General features: G+C 66.9%; 20 protein-coding genes and 2 tRNA genes. 19 read left to right on the top strand and 3 right to left on the bottom strand.

What is annotated here, in order from left to right; translation table 11 throughout:
* Window positions 1-569 precede the first annotated feature (569 nt).
* Together F620_RS0112310 and F620_RS0112305 are read right to left on the bottom strand one after the other, a co-directional pair.
* Window positions 570-645: transfer RNA gene (locus F620_RS0112310), tRNA-Thr, on the bottom strand.
* A gap of 1 nt (window position 646) precedes the next feature.
* A tRNA-Leu gene (locus F620_RS0112305) sits at window positions 647-731 on the bottom strand.
* A gap of 90 nt (window positions 732-821) precedes the next feature.
* On the opposite strand from F620_RS0112305, the gene queA reads away from it, so the two are divergent.
* From queA to secF, 5 genes are read left to right on the top strand one after another with little or no spacing between them, the layout of a single operon-like run.
* Window positions 822-1,907, top strand: coding sequence for a tRNA preQ1(34) S-adenosylmethionine ribosyltransferase-isomerase QueA (gene queA, locus F620_RS0112300; protein WP_019570785.1), 1,086 nt, complete (start codon window positions 822-824; stop codon window positions 1,905-1,907).
* On the top strand, window positions 1,897-3,012 hold the full coding sequence (gene tgt, locus F620_RS0112295) for a tRNA guanosine(34) transglycosylase Tgt (protein WP_019570784.1): 1,116 nt from the start codon (window positions 1,897-1,899) through the stop codon (window positions 3,010-3,012). Before queA ends, tgt begins: the two co-directional genes overlap by 11 nt.
* 48 nt (window positions 3,013-3,060) lie before the next feature.
* The gene (gene yajC, locus F620_RS0112290; protein ID WP_018870412.1) at window positions 3,061-3,390 is read left to right on the top strand and encodes a preprotein translocase subunit YajC; all 330 of its coding nucleotides are present in this window, start codon (window positions 3,061-3,063) and stop codon (window positions 3,388-3,390) included.
* A 13-nt stretch (window positions 3,391-3,403) separates the two neighbouring features.
* Window positions 3,404-5,269 carry a protein translocase subunit SecD gene (secD, locus tag F620_RS0112285; protein ID WP_019570783.1) on the top strand — a complete coding sequence of 622 codons (1,866 nt, stop codon included), beginning with the start codon at window positions 3,404-3,406 and terminating at the stop codon, window positions 5,267-5,269.
* Between the two features lie 16 nt (window positions 5,270-5,285).
* Window positions 5,286-6,236, top strand: a complete 951-nt coding sequence (gene secF, locus F620_RS0112280) for a protein translocase subunit SecF (RefSeq protein WP_019570782.1) — start codon at window positions 5,286-5,288, stop codon at window positions 6,234-6,236.
* Between the two features lie 110 nt (window positions 6,237-6,346).
* Here the strand turns inward: secF and F620_RS0112275 are convergent, their stop codons facing one another.
* Window positions 6,347-7,174: an inositol monophosphatase family protein gene (locus tag F620_RS0112275; protein WP_019570781.1), complete on the bottom strand. Its 828-nt coding sequence runs from the start codon at window positions 7,172-7,174 to the stop codon at window positions 6,347-6,349.
* 160 nt (window positions 7,175-7,334) lie between these two features.
* Here F620_RS0112275 and F620_RS0112270 point away from each other — a divergent pair, with 160 nt between their 5' ends.
* From F620_RS0112270 to F620_RS0112205, 14 genes are all read left to right on the top strand, one after another.
* On the top strand, window positions 7,335-8,114 hold the full coding sequence (locus F620_RS0112270; RefSeq protein WP_019570780.1) for an RNA methyltransferase: 780 nt from the start codon (window positions 7,335-7,337) through the stop codon (window positions 8,112-8,114).
* Window positions 8,115-8,170: 56 nt separating this feature from the next.
* On the top strand, window positions 8,171-8,977 hold the full coding sequence (gene cysE, locus F620_RS0112265) for a serine O-acetyltransferase (protein WP_019022480.1): 807 nt from the start codon (window positions 8,171-8,173) through the stop codon (window positions 8,975-8,977).
* A gap of 60 nt (window positions 8,978-9,037) precedes the next feature.
* Window positions 9,038-9,556 (top strand): Rrf2 family transcriptional regulator, encoded by a 519-nt coding sequence (locus tag F620_RS0112260; protein WP_018870406.1) that lies wholly within the window; start codon window positions 9,038-9,040, stop codon window positions 9,554-9,556.
* Window positions 9,556-10,779 carry an IscS subfamily cysteine desulfurase gene (locus tag F620_RS0112255; RefSeq protein ID WP_019570779.1) on the top strand — a complete coding sequence of 408 codons (1,224 nt, stop codon included), beginning with the start codon at window positions 9,556-9,558 and terminating at the stop codon, window positions 10,777-10,779. Before F620_RS0112260 ends, F620_RS0112255 begins: the two co-directional genes overlap by 1 nt.
* Before the next feature lie 48 nt (window positions 10,780-10,827).
* Window positions 10,828-11,235, top strand: coding sequence for a Fe-S cluster assembly scaffold IscU (gene iscU / locus F620_RS0112250; protein WP_019570778.1), 408 nt, complete (start codon window positions 10,828-10,830; stop codon window positions 11,233-11,235).
* Between the two features lie 7 nt (window positions 11,236-11,242).
* A complete protein-coding gene (iscA, locus tag F620_RS0112245) occupies window positions 11,243-11,566 on the top strand; it encodes an iron-sulfur cluster assembly protein IscA (RefSeq protein WP_018870403.1) in 324 nt (107 codons plus the stop codon).
* 121 nt (window positions 11,567-11,687) lie between these two features.
* A complete protein-coding gene (gene hscB / locus F620_RS0112240; protein WP_019570777.1) occupies window positions 11,688-12,209 on the top strand; it encodes a Fe-S protein assembly co-chaperone HscB in 522 nt (173 codons plus the stop codon).
* Window positions 12,210-12,264: 55 nt separating this feature from the next.
* On the top strand, window positions 12,265-14,154 hold the full coding sequence (gene hscA / locus F620_RS0112235; protein ID WP_026279545.1) for a Fe-S protein assembly chaperone HscA: 1,890 nt from the start codon (window positions 12,265-12,267) through the stop codon (window positions 14,152-14,154).
* A gap of 3 nt (window positions 14,155-14,157) precedes the next feature.
* Window positions 14,158-14,496 carry an ISC system 2Fe-2S type ferredoxin gene (gene fdx / locus F620_RS0112230; protein WP_018870400.1) on the top strand — a complete coding sequence of 113 codons (339 nt, stop codon included), beginning with the start codon at window positions 14,158-14,160 and terminating at the stop codon, window positions 14,494-14,496.
* A 19-nt stretch (window positions 14,497-14,515) separates the two neighbouring features.
* A complete protein-coding gene (gene iscX, locus F620_RS0112225) occupies window positions 14,516-14,719 on the top strand; it encodes a Fe-S cluster assembly protein IscX (protein WP_018945660.1) in 204 nt (67 codons plus the stop codon).
* 307 nt (window positions 14,720-15,026) lie between these two features.
* The gene (ndk, locus tag F620_RS0112220; protein WP_018870398.1) at window positions 15,027-15,458 is read left to right on the top strand and encodes a nucleoside-diphosphate kinase; all 432 of its coding nucleotides are present in this window, start codon (window positions 15,027-15,029) and stop codon (window positions 15,456-15,458) included.
* 353 nt (window positions 15,459-15,811) lie between these two features.
* Complete coding sequence (locus F620_RS0112215; protein ID WP_019022486.1) at window positions 15,812-16,945, top strand: bifunctional tRNA (adenosine(37)-C2)-methyltransferase TrmG/ribosomal RNA large subunit methyltransferase RlmN; 1,134 nt, start codon at window positions 15,812-15,814, stop codon at window positions 16,943-16,945.
* Window positions 16,945-17,718, top strand: coding sequence for a type IV pilus biogenesis/stability protein PilW (gene pilW / locus F620_RS0112210; RefSeq protein WP_019022487.1), 774 nt, complete (start codon window positions 16,945-16,947; stop codon window positions 17,716-17,718). The genes F620_RS0112215 and pilW overlap by 1 nt, the downstream gene beginning before the upstream one ends.
* Window positions 17,711-18,985: a helix-turn-helix domain-containing protein gene (locus tag F620_RS0112205; RefSeq protein ID WP_019570776.1), complete on the top strand. Its 1,275-nt coding sequence runs from the start codon at window positions 17,711-17,713 to the stop codon at window positions 18,983-18,985. Before pilW ends, F620_RS0112205 begins: the two co-directional genes overlap by 8 nt.
* Window positions 18,986-19,036 lie beyond the last annotated feature (51 nt).

Genomic DNA, 19,036 nt, shown 5'->3' with positions numbered 1-19,036 from the left:
TCGGGACAGGGCATGAGAGGCCGGTGAGGAGAACCCCTGGCGCTCCTATGAGGCACCCCTTCCCCGGAAGGGCTGACCCTCGCCCGTAGAGAAGGGCAGCTCCGCGACGAAGTGAAGTCCGGTCGGTAACCAACCCGCGTATATCAGAGTGATCCACCGTCGCAATCCGCTTCTCGTGCCCTGCCTCGAAGGCATGGAAAACAGGAGGTCTCGATCGAACACTACAGCCAACCGTTGACAGGTCAATCCATATCAGGAGCGGCCTCGGCCGCGAACCGGACGGGCGCGCGCCCCGGCCTCAACCTGTTCGCCTGCGAGCAGGCTCCCACAGATGGGTGGGGGGTGCCGTTTGCCCCGGCCTCAACCTGTTCGCTTGCAAGCAAGCTCCCACAGGCGATGCAGGGCCCCGTAGTAGCGGCCTTGGCCGCGAACTTGAAGAGTTGACGGGCGGGCGTGTGGTCCGGGAAAACCGGCGTTTCTATCTGCGAAAGCCGGGCCGGGACAACCTGGAGATCCTGTGAATGCTCCGGATCAGCGACTGCGCGGAAGGCGATAGGTTGTTGAAAAGATGGAGCCGGTGACAGGAGTCGAACCTGCGACCCTCTGATTACAAATCAGACGCTCTACCAGCTGAGCTACACCGGCCTGGTGCCGGGAGTGGGACTCGAACCCACAAGGCCGAAGCCAGCGCATTTTGAGTGCGCCGTGTATACCAATTCCACCATCCCGGCGTGCAGCGCCCGTAGTGTAGCGCACGCAGGGGGTGTGGCAATACGGCCGTGCGATATCCCGCGAGCCGGGGCATGGTAGGATCGCGCGCCATGCGAGTTGCCGATTTTGATTACGAGCTCCCGTCCGAGCTGATCGCGCAGGATCCGTTGCCGGAGCGCACCGGGTCCCGGCTGCTGGTCCTGGAGGGCGGGGAGCCGGAGGATGCCGTGTTCGCGGACATCGGGCGCTGGCTGCGTCCGGGCGATCTGCTGGTCCTCAATGACACGCGGGTGATCCCGGCGCGGGTCTTCGGGCAGAAGGCGAGCGGCGGCCGGGTGGAGGTCCTGTTCGAGCGGGTGCTGGAAGGCGGGCGCGAGGCGCTGGCGATGGTGCGTGCGAGCCGGGCTCCGGGCGTCGGAGTGCGGTTGTGGCTGGCGGACGGGGCCTTCGAGGTGGAAGTGACCGGGCGCGAGGGGCCGTTCTTCCGCCTGTCGCTGTGTGGCGGAGGAAAGGCGGGCGAGCAGGATCTGCCGGCCCTGCTGCATGCCCATGGTCAGGTGCCGCTGCCGCCGTATATCGAACGCGCGCCGGAGCAGGAGGACGCCACGCGGTATCAGACGGTGTTCGCGCGACGAGAAGGGGCGGTGGCGGCGCCGACGGCGGGGCTGCATTTCGACGACACCCTGCTGCGCGGATTGCGCGACAGTGGCGTGGAGACGGCCACGGTGACGCTGCACGTGGGCGCGGGGACGTTTCAGCCGGTCAAGGTGGAGGACACCGCGGATCACGAGATGCATGCGGAATGGGTGGAGGTCTCGCCCGAGCTGTGTGCGGCGGTCGCGCGCTGCCGCGAGCGCGGCGGCCGGGTGGTGGCGGTGGGCACGACCTGCGTGCGGGCGCTGGAGTCGGCCGCGGCGGATGGCGAGCTGGAGCCGTTCACGGGCGATACCCGGCTGTTCATCCAGCCGGGATTTCCGTTCCGCGTGGTGGACCGCATGATCACCAATTTTCATCTGCCGCAGAGCACGCTGCTGATGCTGGTCTCGGCGTTTGCCGGGTATCGGCGGCTGTTTGCGGCCTACGCACATGCCGTGTCGCAGCGCTACCGGTTCTTCAGTTACGGGGATGCGATGTGGCTGGCACCCGGCGATCCGGACGATCAGCCGCCGAGCGCGGAGGCTTCCGATGCAGTTTGAATATCTGGGCAGCGACGGGGCGGCCCGCCGCGGCCGGCTGACCTTCCCGCGGGGGGAGGTGGAGACGCCGGCGTTCATGCCGGTGGGCACCTACGGCACGGTCAAGGCGATGACCCCCGAAGAGCTCACGGGTCTGGGGGCGCAGATCATCCTCGGCAACACCTTTCATCTGATGCTGCGCCCCGGGACGGAGATCATCCGGGCGCACGGCGATCTGCATGACTTCATGCACTGGGAGGGGCCGATCCTGACCGATTCCGGCGGGTTCCAGGTCTTCTCGCTGGCCGAGATGCGCAAGATCAGCGAGGAAGGCGTACGCTTCCAGTCGCCGGTGGACGGCTCGAAGGTGCTGATGACGCCCGAGTCGTCGATGCAGGTCCAGCGCGAGCTGGGCTCGGACATCGTGATGATCTTCGACGAGTGCACCCCGTATCCGGCGACATATGACGAAGCGCGCCGCTCCATGGAGCTCTCGCTGCGCTGGGCGGACCGCTCGCGTCAGGGCCACGGGGACAACCCGGCGGCGCTGTTCGGTATCGTGCAGGGGGGCATGATCCCCGAGCTGCGCCGGGAGTCGGCGGCGGGCCTGCGCTCGATCGGTTTCGACGGATACGCCATCGGCGGGTTGTCGGTGGGCGAGCCGGAAGACGAACGCCTGACCACCCTGGACGTGACCCTGCCGGAGCTGCCGGTGGAACAGCCGCGCTATCTGATGGGCGTGGGGCGGCCCGAGGACATCGTGGAGGCGGTGCGCCGCGGGGTGGACATGTTCGACTGCGTGATGCCGACCCGTAACGCCCGCAACGGTTTTCTGTATACCCGCGAGGGGGTTTTGCGGATCCGCAATGCCCGGTTCCGCGACGATACCCGCCCGATCGACCCCGAGTGCGGCTGTTACGCGTGCCGCAACTACTCGCGGGCCTATCTCAAGCACCTCGACAAGTGCAACGAGATTCTCGGCTCGCGGCTGGCGACCACACACAACCTGCATTACTACCAGGACCTGATGCGCGGGATGCGCGAGGCGATTGCCGAAGGGGCTCTGGATGCCTTCGTGGCGGATTTCTATGGCCGGCGCGGCATGGACGTGCCTGCTGTGCCATAATTCGCGCCGCCTGTTTGACCGAACCGATTTGCTGAACGGAGAAGCTGCATGGATTTCCTGATTTCCGCCGCCCACGCGCAGGAAGGCCAGGCCGCCGGTGGTGGCCTGATCGAATTCCTGATCATGATCGTGATCTTCTTTGCGATCATGTACTTCCTGATCATTCGTCCGCAGAGCAAGCGGGCCAAGGAACATCGCTCCATGGTCGAGTCCCTGTCGAAGGGTGACGAGATCGTGACCAATGGCGGCATGGCCGGGAAGATCACGGAAGTCGGCGAAAACTTCATTCACGTCGATGTGGCCGATGGCGTGAACGTCGTCGTGCAGAAGCAGTCCGTGCAGTCCGTCATGCCCAAGGGTTCCCTGAAAGACCTCTGAAGGCCCGTAGCCGATGCGCAACTCCTATCCGGTGTGGGTGTATGCCCTGATCGTCGTGGTCGTGACGATCGGGCTGCTTTATGCCGCCCCCAACCTGTTCCCCGAAGATCCGTCCGTGCAGATCGACAACCCCATGGCGGGGGAAGTCGAGGAGAACATGGAGGGCGTGATCGGTACCGTGCTTGGTGCCCAGGGCCTGACCCCGATGCGGGCCGAGCGCCGTGACGGCCAGCTGCTGCTGCGGTTCGAAACCGCGGACCAGCAGGCGCGGGCAGCGGAAATCCTGCGGAATTCGCTGGACGACAACCATACGGTTGCGCTCAACATGGCGCCGGCCACGCCCGACTGGCTGCGTGCCATCAATGGCCAGCCGATGTCGCTCGGGCTCGATCTGCGGGGCGGGGTGCACTTCCTGATGGAAGTCGACCTCAATGCGGTGATCGGTACGGCCATCGAACGCTATACCAACGAGCTGCGTCCCCGTCTGCGCGAGGAACGCCTGAGTTTCTCCGCGCTCGAGGATGGCGGTGACGAGTTGCGCATTCGCTTTGCCAGTGAGGGCGAACGCGACGAGGCCGAGAGCTGGCTGAGCCGTGAATATCGCGGCGAGCTCGAGTGGGCCTCGCGCCGGGAGGACGACGACTGGTTGCTGGTCGGCACTCTCGAGGAGGAGCACCTGACCGAACTGCGCCGCCAGGCGCTGCAACAGAACATATCCACGCTGCGCACCCGCGTGGATGAGCTGGGCGTGGCCGAGCCGCTGATCGCCCAGCAGGGCGAGCATCGCATCGTGGTGCAGCTGCCGGGCGTGCAGGACACCGCGCGCGCCAAGGAAGTGCTGGGTGCGACCGCGACGCTGGAATTCCGGCTGGTGTCCGAAAGCGGGGACCCCATGGAGGCCCGCGAAACCGGCGAGGTGCCTTCCGGGACCCGGCTGTACGAAGAACGTGACGGCACCCCGGTGCTGCTGCAGCGGCAGGTCATGCTCACCGGGGAGTTCATTACGGATGCCTCGTCCGGCATCGCCGACGATACGGGCGGGCCTGCGGTGTTCATCAATCTCGATGGCCAGGGCGCTCGCATCTTCTCGCGCGTGACCTCGGACAACGTCGGCCGGTTGATGGCCACGGTGTTCATCGAGACCACGATCGAGACCGAGGAAGAAGACGGCGAAGTGGTGATGCGCAGCTCGCAGAGCGAGGAAGTGATCAACGTCGCGCGCATCAACGAGCCGCTGGGCGGGCGTTTCCAGATCACCGGGCTGGATTCCACCACCGAAGCGCGGAATCTGGCACTGCTGCTGCGGGCCGGGGCGCTGGCCGCACCCATGTCGATCGTGGAGGAACGCACGGTCGGCCCGAGCCTGGGTCAGGAGAACATCGACCGCGGGATCCAGTCGGTCATCATCGGCTTCGTGCTGGTCATGCTGTTCATGATCCTGTACTACCGGGTGTTCGGCGTGATCGCCAACGTCGCCCTGGCGCTCAATCTGGTGTTCATCGTGTCGGTGCTGTCGATGCTGCAGGCCACGCTGACGTTGCCGGGGATCGCCGGGATCGTGCTTACGGTCGGCATGGCGGTGGACGCCAACGTGCTGATCTTCGAACGCATCCGCGAGGAGCTGCGCAATGGCATGTCGCCGCAGGCGGCGATCGCGTCGGGCTACGACCGCGCCGTGACCACCATCGCCGACGCCAACGTGACGACCCTGATCGCCGCCGTGGTGCTGTTCATATTCGGGACCGGCCCGATCAAGGGCTTCGCCATCACGCTGTCGATCGGGATCGTCGCCTCGATGTTCACCGCCATCGTGGTGACTCGGGCCATCGTCAATCTGACCTACGGACGCCAGCCGCGGCTGGCCCGTCTGTCCATTTAAGTCCGGGAGCCGGGGAATGCTGCCGCATCTCAACTTCGCCGAGTCCAACTTCGACTTCCTGGGCAAGCGCCGGGTCACCCTGGTGATCTCGGTGGTGCTGATCGTGTTGTCCATGCTGATGCTCGCCACCCGCGGGATCAATTTCGGCATCGACTTCACGGGCGGAACCCTTGTGGAGGTCGGTTACCCGGAAGCGGTGGAGCTCGATCCGATCCGGGAAACCATCAACGAGGGCGGGTTCCAGGGAGCGCAGGTCCAGACCTTCGGGACCGCGCGGGATGTGCTGATCCGTCTGCCTCCGCGCGAGGACGAGCCGGACGAGGCGGCGCTGTCCAATCAGGTCATGCAGTTGCTGGAGGCCGGGGGCCCGGAAGGTGCCGAACTGCGGCGGGTGGAGTTCGTCGGACCGTCGGTGGGCGAGGAGCTGCGCGAGCAGGGCGGTCTGGCGATGATCTACGCCCTGGCAGGGATCCTGATCTACGTCGCCGTGCGGTTCGAGTGGCGCTTCGCCGCGGGGTCCGTGCTGGCGCTGGTACATGACGTGGTGATCACGCTGGGGATCTTCTCGGCACTGCAGCTCGAGTTCGACCTCGGGGTGCTGGCGGCGGTCCTGGCGGTGATCGGTTACTCGCTGAACGACACCATCGTGGTGTACGACCGCATACGCGAGAACTTCCGGGTCCTGCGCAAGCAGGGCACCGAGTTCGTGATGAACAATGCGGTCAACAAGACCCTCGCACGAACCATCGTGACCAGTATGACGACCCTGCTGGTGCTGTTTGCGCTGTTCTTCCTTGGCGGGGCGGCTCTGCAGAACTTCTCGGTGGCGCTGATCATCGGTGTCATCGTCGGGACGTACTCCTCGATCTTCATCGCGGCCACGGCGGCGCTGATGCTGGGGGTCGACCGCCAGGTGCTGCTGCCGGTGAAGAAGGAAGGGGCGGACGAGGAGGATGCGACGCCCTGAGAACGCCCTGATTCGGGGGAGGGCAGGGACGGACAAGGAAGCCCGCCCCCACAGGGATATGAGGGCGTGGCTGCGGGAGCGGAGCGGGGCCGATGACCGTCCCGGGCGATTCAGCCTTCGCCGTGCGGGCTTTCGGTCTTGCGTCCCTCCACCTCCGCGGCGTGCAGACGCTGCAGCATCGTTTTCAGGACCTTGGGGTTCCCGGCCACGACATCGCCCTTGCGAAAGATCTCGTTGCCACCCTGCCAGTCGCTGGTCAGGCCACCGGCTTCCTGCACCAGCAGCAGTCCCGCTGCCATGTCCCAGGGCTGCAGGCCCATCTCCCAGAAGCCGTCAAAACGGCCGCAGGCGACCCACGCCAGATCCAGCGCCGCGGAACCCGGCCGCCGAATGCCGGCCGTGCCCGGGATCATGTGGCGCAGGGTGCGCAGATAACGTTCCAGGTCCTGCCCCTCGCGAAACGGGATACCGGTTCCCAGCAGCGCGCCTGCCAGATCCTTGCGCTGGCCTACGCGGATGCGCCGGTTGTTGAGGAAGGCGCCGCCACCGCGTGTTGCGGTAAAGAGTTCTTCCTTGAGGGGGTCGTACACCACCGCGTGTTCCAGGCGCCCCTTCTGCCGCAGGGCGATGGACACCGCGTACTGCGGGATCTCGCGCAGGTAGTTGGTGGTGCCGTCCAGCGGGTCGATGATCCACTCGTGTTCGGCGCCGGTGGCCCCGGGCTGGTTGCCTCCCTCCTCCGCGAGGATCGCGTGGTCGGGGTAGGCCTTCTTCAGCGTCTGGACGATCGCCTGCTCGGCGTTGACGTCGACATCGCTGACCCAGTCGTTGCGGGCCTTCTCGCGCGTGTTCATCCGGTCCGGCCGGCCCCAGGCGCGGGTGGTGATGCGTCCGGCCGCGCGGGCCGCCGATACCGCCGTGTTCAGCATGGGGTGCATGAGGGTTCTCCGACATCGCTTGGGAAGGAATCGGGGCCGGCGCACGGACGCCCCCGAAGGTCGCGAACGATACACAACGCATCGAGGCTTTGGAAGTGTGCGGGCCAGCCGGCGCGGGGCGGTGTACAATCGCGCCCGCATGGGAAGGGGCAGGGGTGCCATGGAATCAAAGACTGACGAGCATCGACAGATCGGTGCGGGCGCGGCCGCCCGGGTGCGGATCGTGCTGGTGGGCACGACCCATCCCGGCAACATCGGCTCTGCGGCCCGCGCCATGAAGGCGATGGGCATGCGCGACCTGGCGCTGGTGGCGCCGGAGCGCTTCCCGCATGCCGACGCCACCGCCCTGGCGTCCGGTGCCGACGACGTGCTGGCAGGGGCCACGGTGGTCGACACGCTGACCGAGGCGGTCGCCGACTGTCATCAGGTGGTGGGGACCAGCGCCCGCACGCGCACCCATTCGGTGCCGGTGCTGGAGCCCGACGGTGCCGCGTCGCGGGTGCTCGGCGGGGCGGCCGAGGGGCCGGTGGCTCTGGTCTTCGGCCGCGAGCACAGCGGCCTGACTAACGAAGAGCTGGATCATTGCCACGCGTTCGTCCGCATCCCCACCGACCCGGATTTTTCCTCCCTCAATCTCGCCGGCAGCGTGCAGATCATGACCTGGGCGGTGCGTCGGGCGGCACTGGCCGGGACCGGGGAACCGGATGCTGCGGTATGCCAGGCCTCGGCGGCGGAGCGGGATCCTGCGGCTACCCATGCGGAGCTGGAAGCGCTGTTCGCCCACTACGAACAGGCCCTGCAGAGCATCGGGGTGCTCGATCCGGAGAATCCGCGCCACACCATGCGCCGGTTGCGCCATCTGTACCTGCGCGCGGAACCGACGGCCTCGGAGGTGCGGCTGCTGCGCGGCATATTGACGCACACCCTGCGGGGCCGGTGAGCGCGGTGTTGCGGCTGTGATACCCTACCGAATAACTCAGGAATGAGACCGTAACCATGTTCAAGACCCTGCGCGAGGATATCCGCTGCGTATTTGCGCGCGATCCCGCCGCCCGTAATGCCTTCGAGGTGCTGACGGCGTACCCGGGTCTGCATGCGCTGTGGTTTCATCGTGGCGCGCACTGGTTGTGGAATCACCGCATGCGCTGGCTCGGACGGATCCTCGGTAACTTCGCGCGGCTGCTGACGGGCATCGAGATCCACCCGGGCGCGCGCATCGGGCGGCGCTTCTTCATCGACCACGGGATGGGCGTGGTGATCGGCGAGACCGCAGAGATCGGCGATGACTGCACCATCTATCATCAGGTGACCCTCGGCGGGACCAGCTGGGAAGGCGGCAAGCGCCACCCGACTCTGGGCAACGAGGTCGTGATCGGGGCCGGCGCCAAGCTGCTCGGCCCGATCCATGTCGGTGATCGTGCCCGGGTGGGTTCCAATGCCGTGGTCCTGAAGGACGTGCCGGCCGACGCGACGGCGGTGGGGATTCCGGCACGCGTGCTGGGGCCGCGCCCGGAGCCGGATCCGCGTTTCCAGCAGGCGGCCAGTCGCATGGGTTTCGACGCCTACGGTGTCACCCGGGACATGCCCGACCCGGTGGCGAACGCCCTGCACCGCATCGTGGACCGCGTCCACGAGCTGGATGACCGCATGGAAAAGGCCTGTCAGGCGCTCAAGCGTGCGGGCATCGACCCGGGCGAGGCGATGGGCGAGGATACCGGCCATCCGCTGGAGCCCTGCGACCTGGAAGGGCTGGAACCGGATGACTGCGAAATCCCGCCCCGCAAACAGCAGGGTAATAGTTGACCTTTTTGATCAGGAATTGCTAGGCTCTCGAGCAACCTGAACAAGAAGGCGCATCGAGCCATGAAACTGACGACCAAAGGACGTTACGCCGTCACCGCCATGCTGGACGTGGCGACCCATACTCGCGAGGGGCCGGTCTCGCTGGCCGAAGTGGCGGGCCGGCAGAAGCTGTCCCTGTCCTATCTGGAGCAGCTGTTCTCGCGTCTGCGCAAGAAGGGGCTGGTCGTGTCCAGTCGCGGCCCCGGTGGCGGTTACGCGCTCAGCCGCGATTCCGCCGAGATCAGCGTGGCCGAGATCATCGTGGCGGTGGATGAGCCGGTGGACGTGACCCGCTGTGGTGGCAAGGCCAACTGCAACAAGCAGTCGCGCTGCCTGACCCACGATCTGTGGGCGGATCTGAGCGATCAGCTCTATGATTTTCTCAGCAATCGTTCGCTGGCCGAGGTGCTGGAACGCCACGAGGCCAGCGTGCAGGCGCGCGAGCAGGGCGAACATCCGGTGACGGTGCACGGCTCGACCGGAAAAGAAAACGATCATGCGGGCGCCACGGTGGCGGCCGCGGACAGGAGCAATGCGTGATGAGTGACCTGAAACTGCCGATCTATCTCGACTATTCCTCGACCACGCCGGTGGACGAGCGCGTCGCCGAGGAGATGAAGAAATTCCTGACGCGGGACGGTCTGTTCGGTAATCCGGCCTCGCGGAGCCACAGCTTCGGCTGGGACGCCGAGAAGGCGGTGGAGAACGCGCGGGAGCAGGTCGCGGCGCTGGTGGGGGCGGACCCCAAGGAAATCATCTGGACCAGCGGGGCCACCGAGGCCGACAACCTGGCGGTCAAGGGTGCCGCGCACTTCTATCAGCGCAAGGGCAAGCACGTCATCACGGTCAAGACCGAACACAAGGCGGTGCTGGACCCGGCCCGCCAGCTGGAGCGCGAAGGATTCGAAGTGACCTATCTGGGGGTCGACGAGAATGGTCTGGTCGACCTGCAGGAGCTGCAGGACGCCATGCGTGACGACACCATCCTGGTATCGGTCATGCACGTGAACAACGAAATCGGTGTCATTCAGGACATCGAGGCGATCGGCAACCTGTGTCGCGAACGCGGCATCGTGTTCCATGTGGACGCCGCGCAATCGACCGGCAAGGTGGCCATCGATCTGACGAAACTCCCGGTGGATCTGATGAGTTTCTCCGCCCACAAGACCTACGGTCCGAAGGGTGTGGGCGCGCTGTTCGTCCGCCGCAAGCCGCGCGTGCGGATCGAGGCGCAGATCCACGGCGGCGGGCATGAACGCGGCATGCGTTCGGGTACGCTCGCGCCGCACCAGATCGTGGGCATGGGCGAGGCCTTCCGCATCGCCGGCGAAGAGATGGGCAGCGAGCTGGAACGTATCCGCATGCTGCGCGACCGCCTGTGGGCAGGGCTGGATGACATGGAAGAGGTCTACCTCAACGGCGACAAGGAACGCCGGGTGGCCCACAACCTGAACGTGTCGTTCAACTTCGTGGAGGGCGAGAGCCTGATCATGTCGCTGCGCGACATCGCGGTTTCCTCCGGCTCGGCCTGTACCTCGGCCAGTCTGGAGCCCTCCTACGTATTGCGCGCCCTGGGTCGCGACGACGAGCTGGCGCACAGCTCGATCCGCTTCTCCATCGGCCGCTACACCACGGTCGAAGAGGTCGACCACACCATCGACATCGTGCACAAGGCCGTTGGCAAACTGCGCGAACTGTCTCCGCTCTGGGAGATGTACCAGGACGGTATCGACCTCAAGAGCATCGAATGGGCGGCCCACTGAGGCCGTCCCGGAACATCCACCCACGGGTACGCGAACAGGAGAGATACCATGGCTTACAGTGACAAGGTGATGGATCATTATGAAAATCCGCGCAATGTCGGCAGCTTCGACAAGAGCGACGAGGCGGTAGGTACCGGCATGGTCGGTGCGCCGGCCTGCGGTGACGTGATGAAGCTGCAGATCAAGGTCAACGACGATGGCGTGATCGAGGACGCCAAGTTCAAGACCTACGGCTGCGGCTCGGCGATCGCGTCCAGCTCGCTGCTCACCGAATGGGTGCGCGGCAAGAGCCTGGAAGAAGCGAGCCAGATCAAGAACACGCAGATCGCGGAAGAACTGGCGCTGCCGCCGGTGAAGATCCACTGCTCGGTGCTGGCCGAAGATGCGATCAAGGCAGCGATCTCCGACTATCAGGAGAAGCACGGCGCCGAGGAACCGGAACAGAAGACGGCCTGAAGACGATATGGCAATCACACTGACCGACAGCGCGGCCGACCGCATCCGGCACTTCCTCGAACAGCGGGGCAAGGGTGTCGGCGTGCGGCTCGGGGTGAGGACCACCGGCTGCTCCGGCATGGCCTACGTGGTGGAGTTCGCCGACGAGGTCGAGGAAACGGACACGGTGTTCGAGGTCGACGGGGTGAAGCTTGTGGTGAGTCCCAAGTCCCTGGTGTACCTCGACGGCACCGAGCTCGACTTCGGCAAGGAAGGCCTGAACGAGGGTTTTCGTTTCAACAACCCGAACGAGAAGGCCCGCTGCGGCTGCGGTGAAAGCTTCAACGTCTGAAGGTACCGGGCCAGCGCGGGGTGCGGCGGGATCGTCCGGATACGGGCGTCCCGCTCACCCCTTTTCTTTGCCGGGCCTGCGGGCCCGGTTTTCGCTACGGACAAGGGATGACAGTCGGCCGATGAACGATCCGTTTGAACAGTTCGATCTTCCGGTCGCCTTCGAGGTGGATCGCGGTGCCCTGGAGGAACGTTTCCGGCGCCTGCAGGCGGAGCTTCATCCCGACCGCTTCGTGCGTCAGGGCGATCAGGCGCGGCGCATGGCCGCGGCGATGGCGGCGGACGTGAACGAGGCTCACGATATCCTGGCGAACGACTATCGGCGGGCCCTGCACATCCTGGAGCGGGCGGGGTTCGAATTCGATCCCGAACGCGACACCAGCCGGCACATGGGGTTCATCGAGGCCCAGATCGAATGGCGGGAACGCCTGGAAGATGCGGAACGTGCCGGCGATGCCGCGGCGCTGGATACCCTGGCCGACGAGCTGAATGGGGCGCGGGCCGAGGCACGCGAGAAAGTGGCCACGGCCCTGGCCGATCCGGAGAAACCGGCGGACGATGCCCGTGATCGGGTGCTCGAGCTGCGATTCTTCGACCGTTTGCTGGAGGAGCTCCAGCGAACCCGACAGTCGCTGGCGTCGTAACCGACGCCGGCGGAAGATTCCCCCCGACCGAGAGCTTCATCAGGAGCCGAACGCGATGGCGTTATTGCAGATCACCGAACCCGGCGTTGATTCCGCCCCGCACCAGCGTCACCTGGCCGCGGGCATCGACCTGGGCACCACTCACTCGCTGGTGGCGACGGTCCGCAGCGGCGAGGCCGATACCCTGCCGGACGAACAGGGCCGGCACATCCTGCCCTCGGTGGTGCACTATTCGGCGGACGGTGCGCAGGTCGGATACGAGGCCGCGGAGCATGCCGGCGATGATCCGCACAACACCATCGCATCGGTCAAGCGCCTGATCGGCCGCGCGGCATCCGACGTGGCGACGCTCTCGGGCGAGCTGCCGTTCCGGCTGAAGACCGGAGACGGTTCGAGCGTGCCGCGCATCGAGACCGCCGCCGGGGACAAGAGCGCCGTCGAGGTCTCCGCGGATATCCTCGGCAGCCTGCGGGCGCGCGCCGAGGAGAGCCTGGGTGATGAGCTGGAAGGCGTGGTGATCACCGTGCCGGCGTATTTTGACGACGCCCAGCGCCAGGCGACTCGTGACGCCGCCCAGCTTGCGGGCCTGAATGTCCTGCGCCTGATCTCCGAGCCGACCGCCGCGGCGGTCGCCTACGGGCTGGACCAGGGCGAGGAAAGCACCATCGCGGTGTACGACCTCGGCGGCGGAACCTTCGACATTTCCATCCTGCAGCTGCGTCGCGGCGTGTTCGAGGTGCTGGCCACCGGCGGGGATTCCGCGCTGGGGGGAGACGACGTCGACCGCAGCGTGGCCGAGTGGCTGCTGGAGCAGGCCGGCATGCAGGGCGAAAGTGACCCGCAGCGCCTGCGCCGCGTGACCCTGGAGGCGCGCCGTGCCAAGGAGGCGCTGACCGAAGCCGAGACCACCGAGGTGCGGGTGACGCGCGCCGATGGCAGTGAATGGCAGGGGCAGCTGGATCGCGCCGGCCTGCTGGAACTGGCGCGGCCGCTGCTGGACCGCACCCTCGACTCCTGCCGCCAGGTGCTGGCGGATGCCGGTCTGGAGCGCGACGCCATCGATGAGGTGGTGCTGGTGGGCGGATCCACCCGCATGCCGGCGGTGCGCGAGGCGGTGCAGGAATTCTACGGCCGCGAACCGCGCGCCGGTATCGACCCGGATCGCGTGGTCGCGATCGGCGCGGCGCAACAGGCCGACATCCTCGCCGGCAACAAGCCGGACACCGAGCTGGTGCTGCTGGACGTGATCCCGCTGTCGCTGGGACTGGAAACCATGGGCGGGCTGGTCGAGTTCATTGTCCCGCGCAACACCACCATCCCGGTCAGTCGGGCGCAGGAATTCACCACCTTCAAGGACGGTCAGACCGCCATGTCGGTGCACGTGGTGCAGGGCGAGCGCGACGTGGTGGACGCCAACCGTTCGCTGGCACGCTTCACCCTGTCCGGGATCCCGCCGATGGTCGCCGGGGCCGCGCGCATCCGCGTGAGCTTCCAGGTGGACGCCGACGGCCTGCTGAGCGTCACCGCGCGCGAGCAGACCCAAGGCGTGGAGGCCCACGTGGAGGTCAAGCCCAGTTACGGCCTGACCGATGCCGAGATCGAACAGATGCTGCGTGATTCCGCCTCGGCGGCGCGCGACGACATGGAGGCGCGCCGCCTGCGCGAGGAGCAGGTGGAGGCCGATCGCGTGCTGGAGGCGCTGAACGCCGCGCTGGAAACCGATGGGGACCGCTACCTGGACGCCGAGGAACGCGCGAGTATCGAGAGCGCCCGCGACGCCCTGGCCGAAGAACGCGGCCGGGGCGAGGATCCGGACGCGATCGAGGCCGCGCGCAAGCGCGTCGAGCAGGCCTCCGAGGCCTTCGTCGCGCGCCGCATGAACGACAGCATCCGCCGCGCACTGGCGGGGCACAACGTCTCCGAATACGACGACTCAGGGAACTGACCCATGCCACAGGTGATCTTTCTGCCGCACGAAGAAATCTGTCCGGAGGGCGCCTCCATCGAGGCCGAGCCGGGCATCAGCATCTGCGATCTCGCCCTGAAGAACGGGATCGAGATCGAACACGCCTGCGAGAAGTCCTGCGCCTGCACGACCTGCCACGTGTATGTGCGCGAAGGGATGGACAGCCTCGAGGAGCCCAGCGAGGATGAAGAGGACATGCTCGACAAGGCCTGGGGGCTCGAGCCCGATTCGCGCCTGTCCTGTCAGGCGGTCGTGAGCGATGCGGATCTGGTGGTGGAGCTGCCCAAGTACACCATCAACCAGGTGTCCGAGCACCACTGATCAGCGGGAGAGTGCGGTCATGAAATGGACTGATACCAGCGAAATCGCGATGCAGCTTGCGGATGAGCATCCGGACGTGGATCCGCGCAACGTCAACTTCGTTGACCTGAGGAACTGGGTGGTGGAACTGCCGGAGTTCGATGACGATCCGGAACGGTCCGGCGAGCGCATCCTGGAGGCGATCCAGCTCGCCTGGATGGACGAGGCGGACGTCGACGACTGAGCGGCGGCGCCGAATCGCCGGATCGGCCAGGGGGCTGGCCTCCCACAGGTTGAACCCTGTCCCCGGTGGGAGGCCGGCCCTCCGGCCGATTCCCCGTCCGGCCCATCTACCGCGCCGGATCGGCCAGAGGCTGGCCTCGTACGGGGCGCGCGGCCGTTGCCGCGCGCCGGCCGGGCCGCTACACTGCGCGCCGCATGTTGCCCCGTGACCGCGTTCGCATCGGGAACCCGCCATCCGGCGGGTTTCGCGTTTGCGGGAGCGGGTGGCGACCCGAGTCGAACCATTGCCCCTACAGGAGAGCCGCCCCATGGCCGAAGAACGTACCCTTTCCATCATCAAGCCCGACGCCGTCTCCAAGAACGTGATCGGCGAGATCTACAGCCGCTTCGAGAAGGCCGGCCTGAAGATCGTGGGCGCGCGCATGATGCACCTCGATCGCGCCCAGGCCGAGCGTTTCTATGAAGTTCACAAGGAACGCCCGTTCTTCAACGATCTGGTCGAGTTCATGATCTCGGGTCCGGTCATGGTGCAGGTTCTGGAAGGCGAGGATGCCATCGCCAAGAACCGCGACATCATGGGCGCGACCAACCCCTCCGAGGCGGCCCCGGGCACCATCCGTGCCGACTACGCGGTCTCCATCGACGAGAACGCGGTGCATGGTTCCGACGCCGCGGACACCGCCGAGCGCGAGATCGCGTTCTTCTTCGGCGATGACGGTGTCTGCCCGCGCACCCGCTGAGGCGATTGCGGTCAAACCGCAGGAGCGTGAAATCGGCCGGAGGGCCGGCCTCCTGCCGGGGCAGGGTTCGACCCGCAGGAGGTCAGCCCGCTGGCCGACCCGGCGTGGCACGACCTGGCACAGGAGGTGCGCCGGACGCACAATCGGCCGGAGGGTCGGCCTCCTGCCGGGGCAGGGTTCGACCCGTAGGAGGCCAGCCCCCTGGCCGACCCGGCGTTGCCCGACCGGGCACAGGATGTTCCGCTGGCGCCCGATCGGCCGGAGGGTCGGCCTCCTGCCGATGGGGGTCGCCCTGTAGGCATGCGGTGCCCGGGCGAAGTACACTGTGGCATCCGCTCCAATCGGTCGTAATAATGTCCTTGCCCAACCACGCCCCCGTCAACCTGCTGGGTTACAGCCGCGATCAGCTGACAGAGCTGTTCGGGGAATGGGGCGAGCCGAGCTTTCGCGCCACCCAGGTCGCGAAGTGGATGCATCAGCACGGGGTCACGGACTTCGACGCAATGACCAACGTCTCGCGCAAGCTGCGCGAGCGACTGGCGCGTGAGGCGGAGATTCGGCCGCCCGAGGTCGCGCTGGAAAAGACCTCCGACGACGGCACCGTCAAATGGGTGCTGCGTCTCCCCGATGGCAACGCCATCGAGACCGTCTACATCCCCGACAGCGGTCGCGGCACGCTGTGCGTGTCCTCTCAGGTGGGCTGCGCCCTCGACTGCACCTTCTGCTCCACCGCGCAGCAGGGGTTCAACCGCAATCTGACCAGCGCCGAGATCATCGGTCAGGTGTGGCTGGCCATGCAGCGCCTCCCGGCGCCCGAAGGGCGTCCGCGCGCCGTGACCAACGTGGTCATGATGGGCATGGGCGAACCGCTGGCCAATTTCGATGCGGTGGTCCCGGCGTTGCAGCTGATGACCGACGACAATGCCTATGGCCTCAGCCGCCGGCGGGTGACGGTGTCCACCTCGGGCCTGGTGCCGGCGCTGGACCGCCTGGCCGGGCACACCGATGTCGCCCTGGCTCTGAGCCTGCATGCCCCCAATGACGAGCTGCGGGACCGGCTGGTGCCGATCAACCGGAAATACCCGATTGCCCCGCTGATCGACGCCTGCCGACGGTATGTGGAAGCAACGGGATCGCACAGCGGGGTTACCGTGGAATACGTGCTGCTGGCCGGGGTCAATGACCGGCCGGAACATGCGCGCGAGCTCGCGGCGCTGCTGCGCGAGCTGCCGTGCAAGCTCAACCTCATCCCGTTCAATCCGTTTCCGGGTGCGCCGTTCGACCGGCCCTCCGAGGCGGACATCGAACGTTTTGAACGCCTGCTGCAGAAGGCCGGCTATGTGACCACCGTGCGGCGCACGCGCGGCGATGACATCGACGCCGCCTGCGGTCAGCTCGTCGGTCAGGTGGAGGACCGTACCAATCGCGGGATGCGCATGATCCGTCTGCATGCGGAGATCCCGGGAACCGAACGGAGGGCATCGTGATGATGCGCGGTGGCTGGCAGGGGAAGGCGGCCGCAATGCTGGTTTTGGTGGCATTGCTGCAGGGTTGTGCCGGGATGGATCGGCAAACGGGGCGCGATGGCGAAGAAGCGGCGGATATCAATGCGGAGCTCGGCATCGGCTATCTGCGGGAAGGCGAAATGGAACAGGCCGAACGCAGCCTGAAGCGGGCGCTGGAGTTCGACCATCGGCATCCGATGGCCAATCTGGGGATGGCGACGGTGTATGAACGCCGTGGGGCGGTCGACGAGGCGGTCGAACACTACGAGGTGGCGCTGGCGCAGGACCCGGACGATCCCCATATCCAGGTGAGCACCGGCGCGATGCTCTGCCGCCAGGGCGAGTTCGAGCGGGCCCAGGAGCTGTTCGACAAGGCGATCAACAACGTGGATTACGACCGGCGCGATGTTGCGCTCCTGAATTCGGGGTCCTGTTACGCCGATGCGGGTGAATACGAGCGTGCCGAGCAGCGCCTGCGGGATGCACTGGAACGCAGCCCGGAGAATCCGCGTGCGCTCCTCGAGCTGGCGTCGGTCAGTTATCAGGCGGGCCAGCCGATGCAGACGCGCGCCTTCCTGCAGCGGCTGAGCGGTCGCGGCATCGAGAACGCCGAGACGCTGCTGCTGTGCTACCAGTCGGAAACCGCGCTGGGACGGGATCGCAACGCCAGTGCCTGCGCGGACCGCCTGCGTGAAGAATACCCGGACAGTGACGAAGCCGAACGGCTGCGGCGCCTGGAGCGCGAGAGTGACTGAGCGGCGCAGCCGGGATCCGGATCTGGGGCGCGTCGAGGACGTCGACGATACGGCTTCCTCGCGGCCTCCACTGAGCGGGGACCCGGGCGTGCCGGGGCCCGATGAACCGCCCGTGGCCGCGGGCCTCACGACTCGCGACCAGCCCGAGGACGATCCCACGGGCCAGGGTGGCGGCGAAGGCGACGAGCAGGATGCGCAGCCGGGACGCGGACTGCGCGTGGCCCGCGAGGGGGCCGGGCTCGAGATTGCCGAACTCTCCCGGCGCACCCATCTGGGGAAGGCACTGCTGCAGGACCTCGAGGCCAATCGCTTCGAGCACATGACCCCGGCCTACGTGCGCGGCTATCTGCGCTCCTGTGCCCGGGAGCTCGGGGTGGATCCCGAGCCCTGGGTACAGGCGTATGATCGCCGTGCCCCGGCGGAGCCGGCACCGCGCCCGGTCGCGACCCGCAGGCATCGCCCCCTGCGGCGCTCCGTCTGGCCGTACTGGCTGGCGGCGGCGCTGGTGGTGGGTCTGCTGGCCGTCGCTACGGTGTTCTGGGCGGAAGACGTCTCGGTGGACGCGCTGCGGGAGTTCGGGATCGGGGACGGGCTGGAAGGCGTGCCGGCTCTGGAAACGGAGACCACACCGGACGAGCCGGCGGGGCAAGATCCGGCCGAAGACCGGCCACGAGACGAGCCGGGGGCCGGTGCCACCGAGGGCGACACCTCCCCCGACACGGACACCGACACCGAAACAGGGACCGTTGAGGCCGAAACGCCGGCGATCGGACCGCCGGAACCCCTTGCCCGGCCGGAACGTGATCCGGCTGCGGAGGAAGGTTCGGAGGAGACCGCGGCGGACACGCGCATGGATACCGTGCCCGAGGATGCGGGGATCGACGAACCGGTTGCGCCGGCCCCGCTGGATGAGGCCGGCACGGCCGGCGAGGAAACCGACATCGTCGAAGCCCCCGAGGAAATCACCGGGGAAATCACCGAGGGAACGACCGGGGCGGCCGAAACGGCGCCGGCCGTGGACGGGCAGGCCGAACTGATCCTGGAGGTTCATGAGACGTCCTGGGTCGAGATCCGTGACACGGACGGAGCGGTGGTTCTGACCGGCGTGCTCTCGCCGGGCACGCGCGAGGAACTGCAGCTGGAACTCCCCGGACGTGCGGTCCTGGGCAATGCCGCCGGCGTCGAACTCACGCTGAACGGCGAGCCGGTGGCGTTTGACGAGCATGTCCGTGACGACCGTACGGCCCGCTTCGATCTGGAAGAATAATCAGGCGCGCATCATCCGGCGCGCCCCAACCCGATACCAATCCGAATACAC

Origin of the sequence: Thioalkalivibrio sp. ALE11 (assembly GCF_000381205.1) — a bacterium.
Lineage (GTDB): Bacteria > Pseudomonadota > Gammaproteobacteria > Ectothiorhodospirales > Ectothiorhodospiraceae > Thioalkalivibrio.
This window is presented reverse-complemented; position numbering and strand designations above follow the sequence as displayed.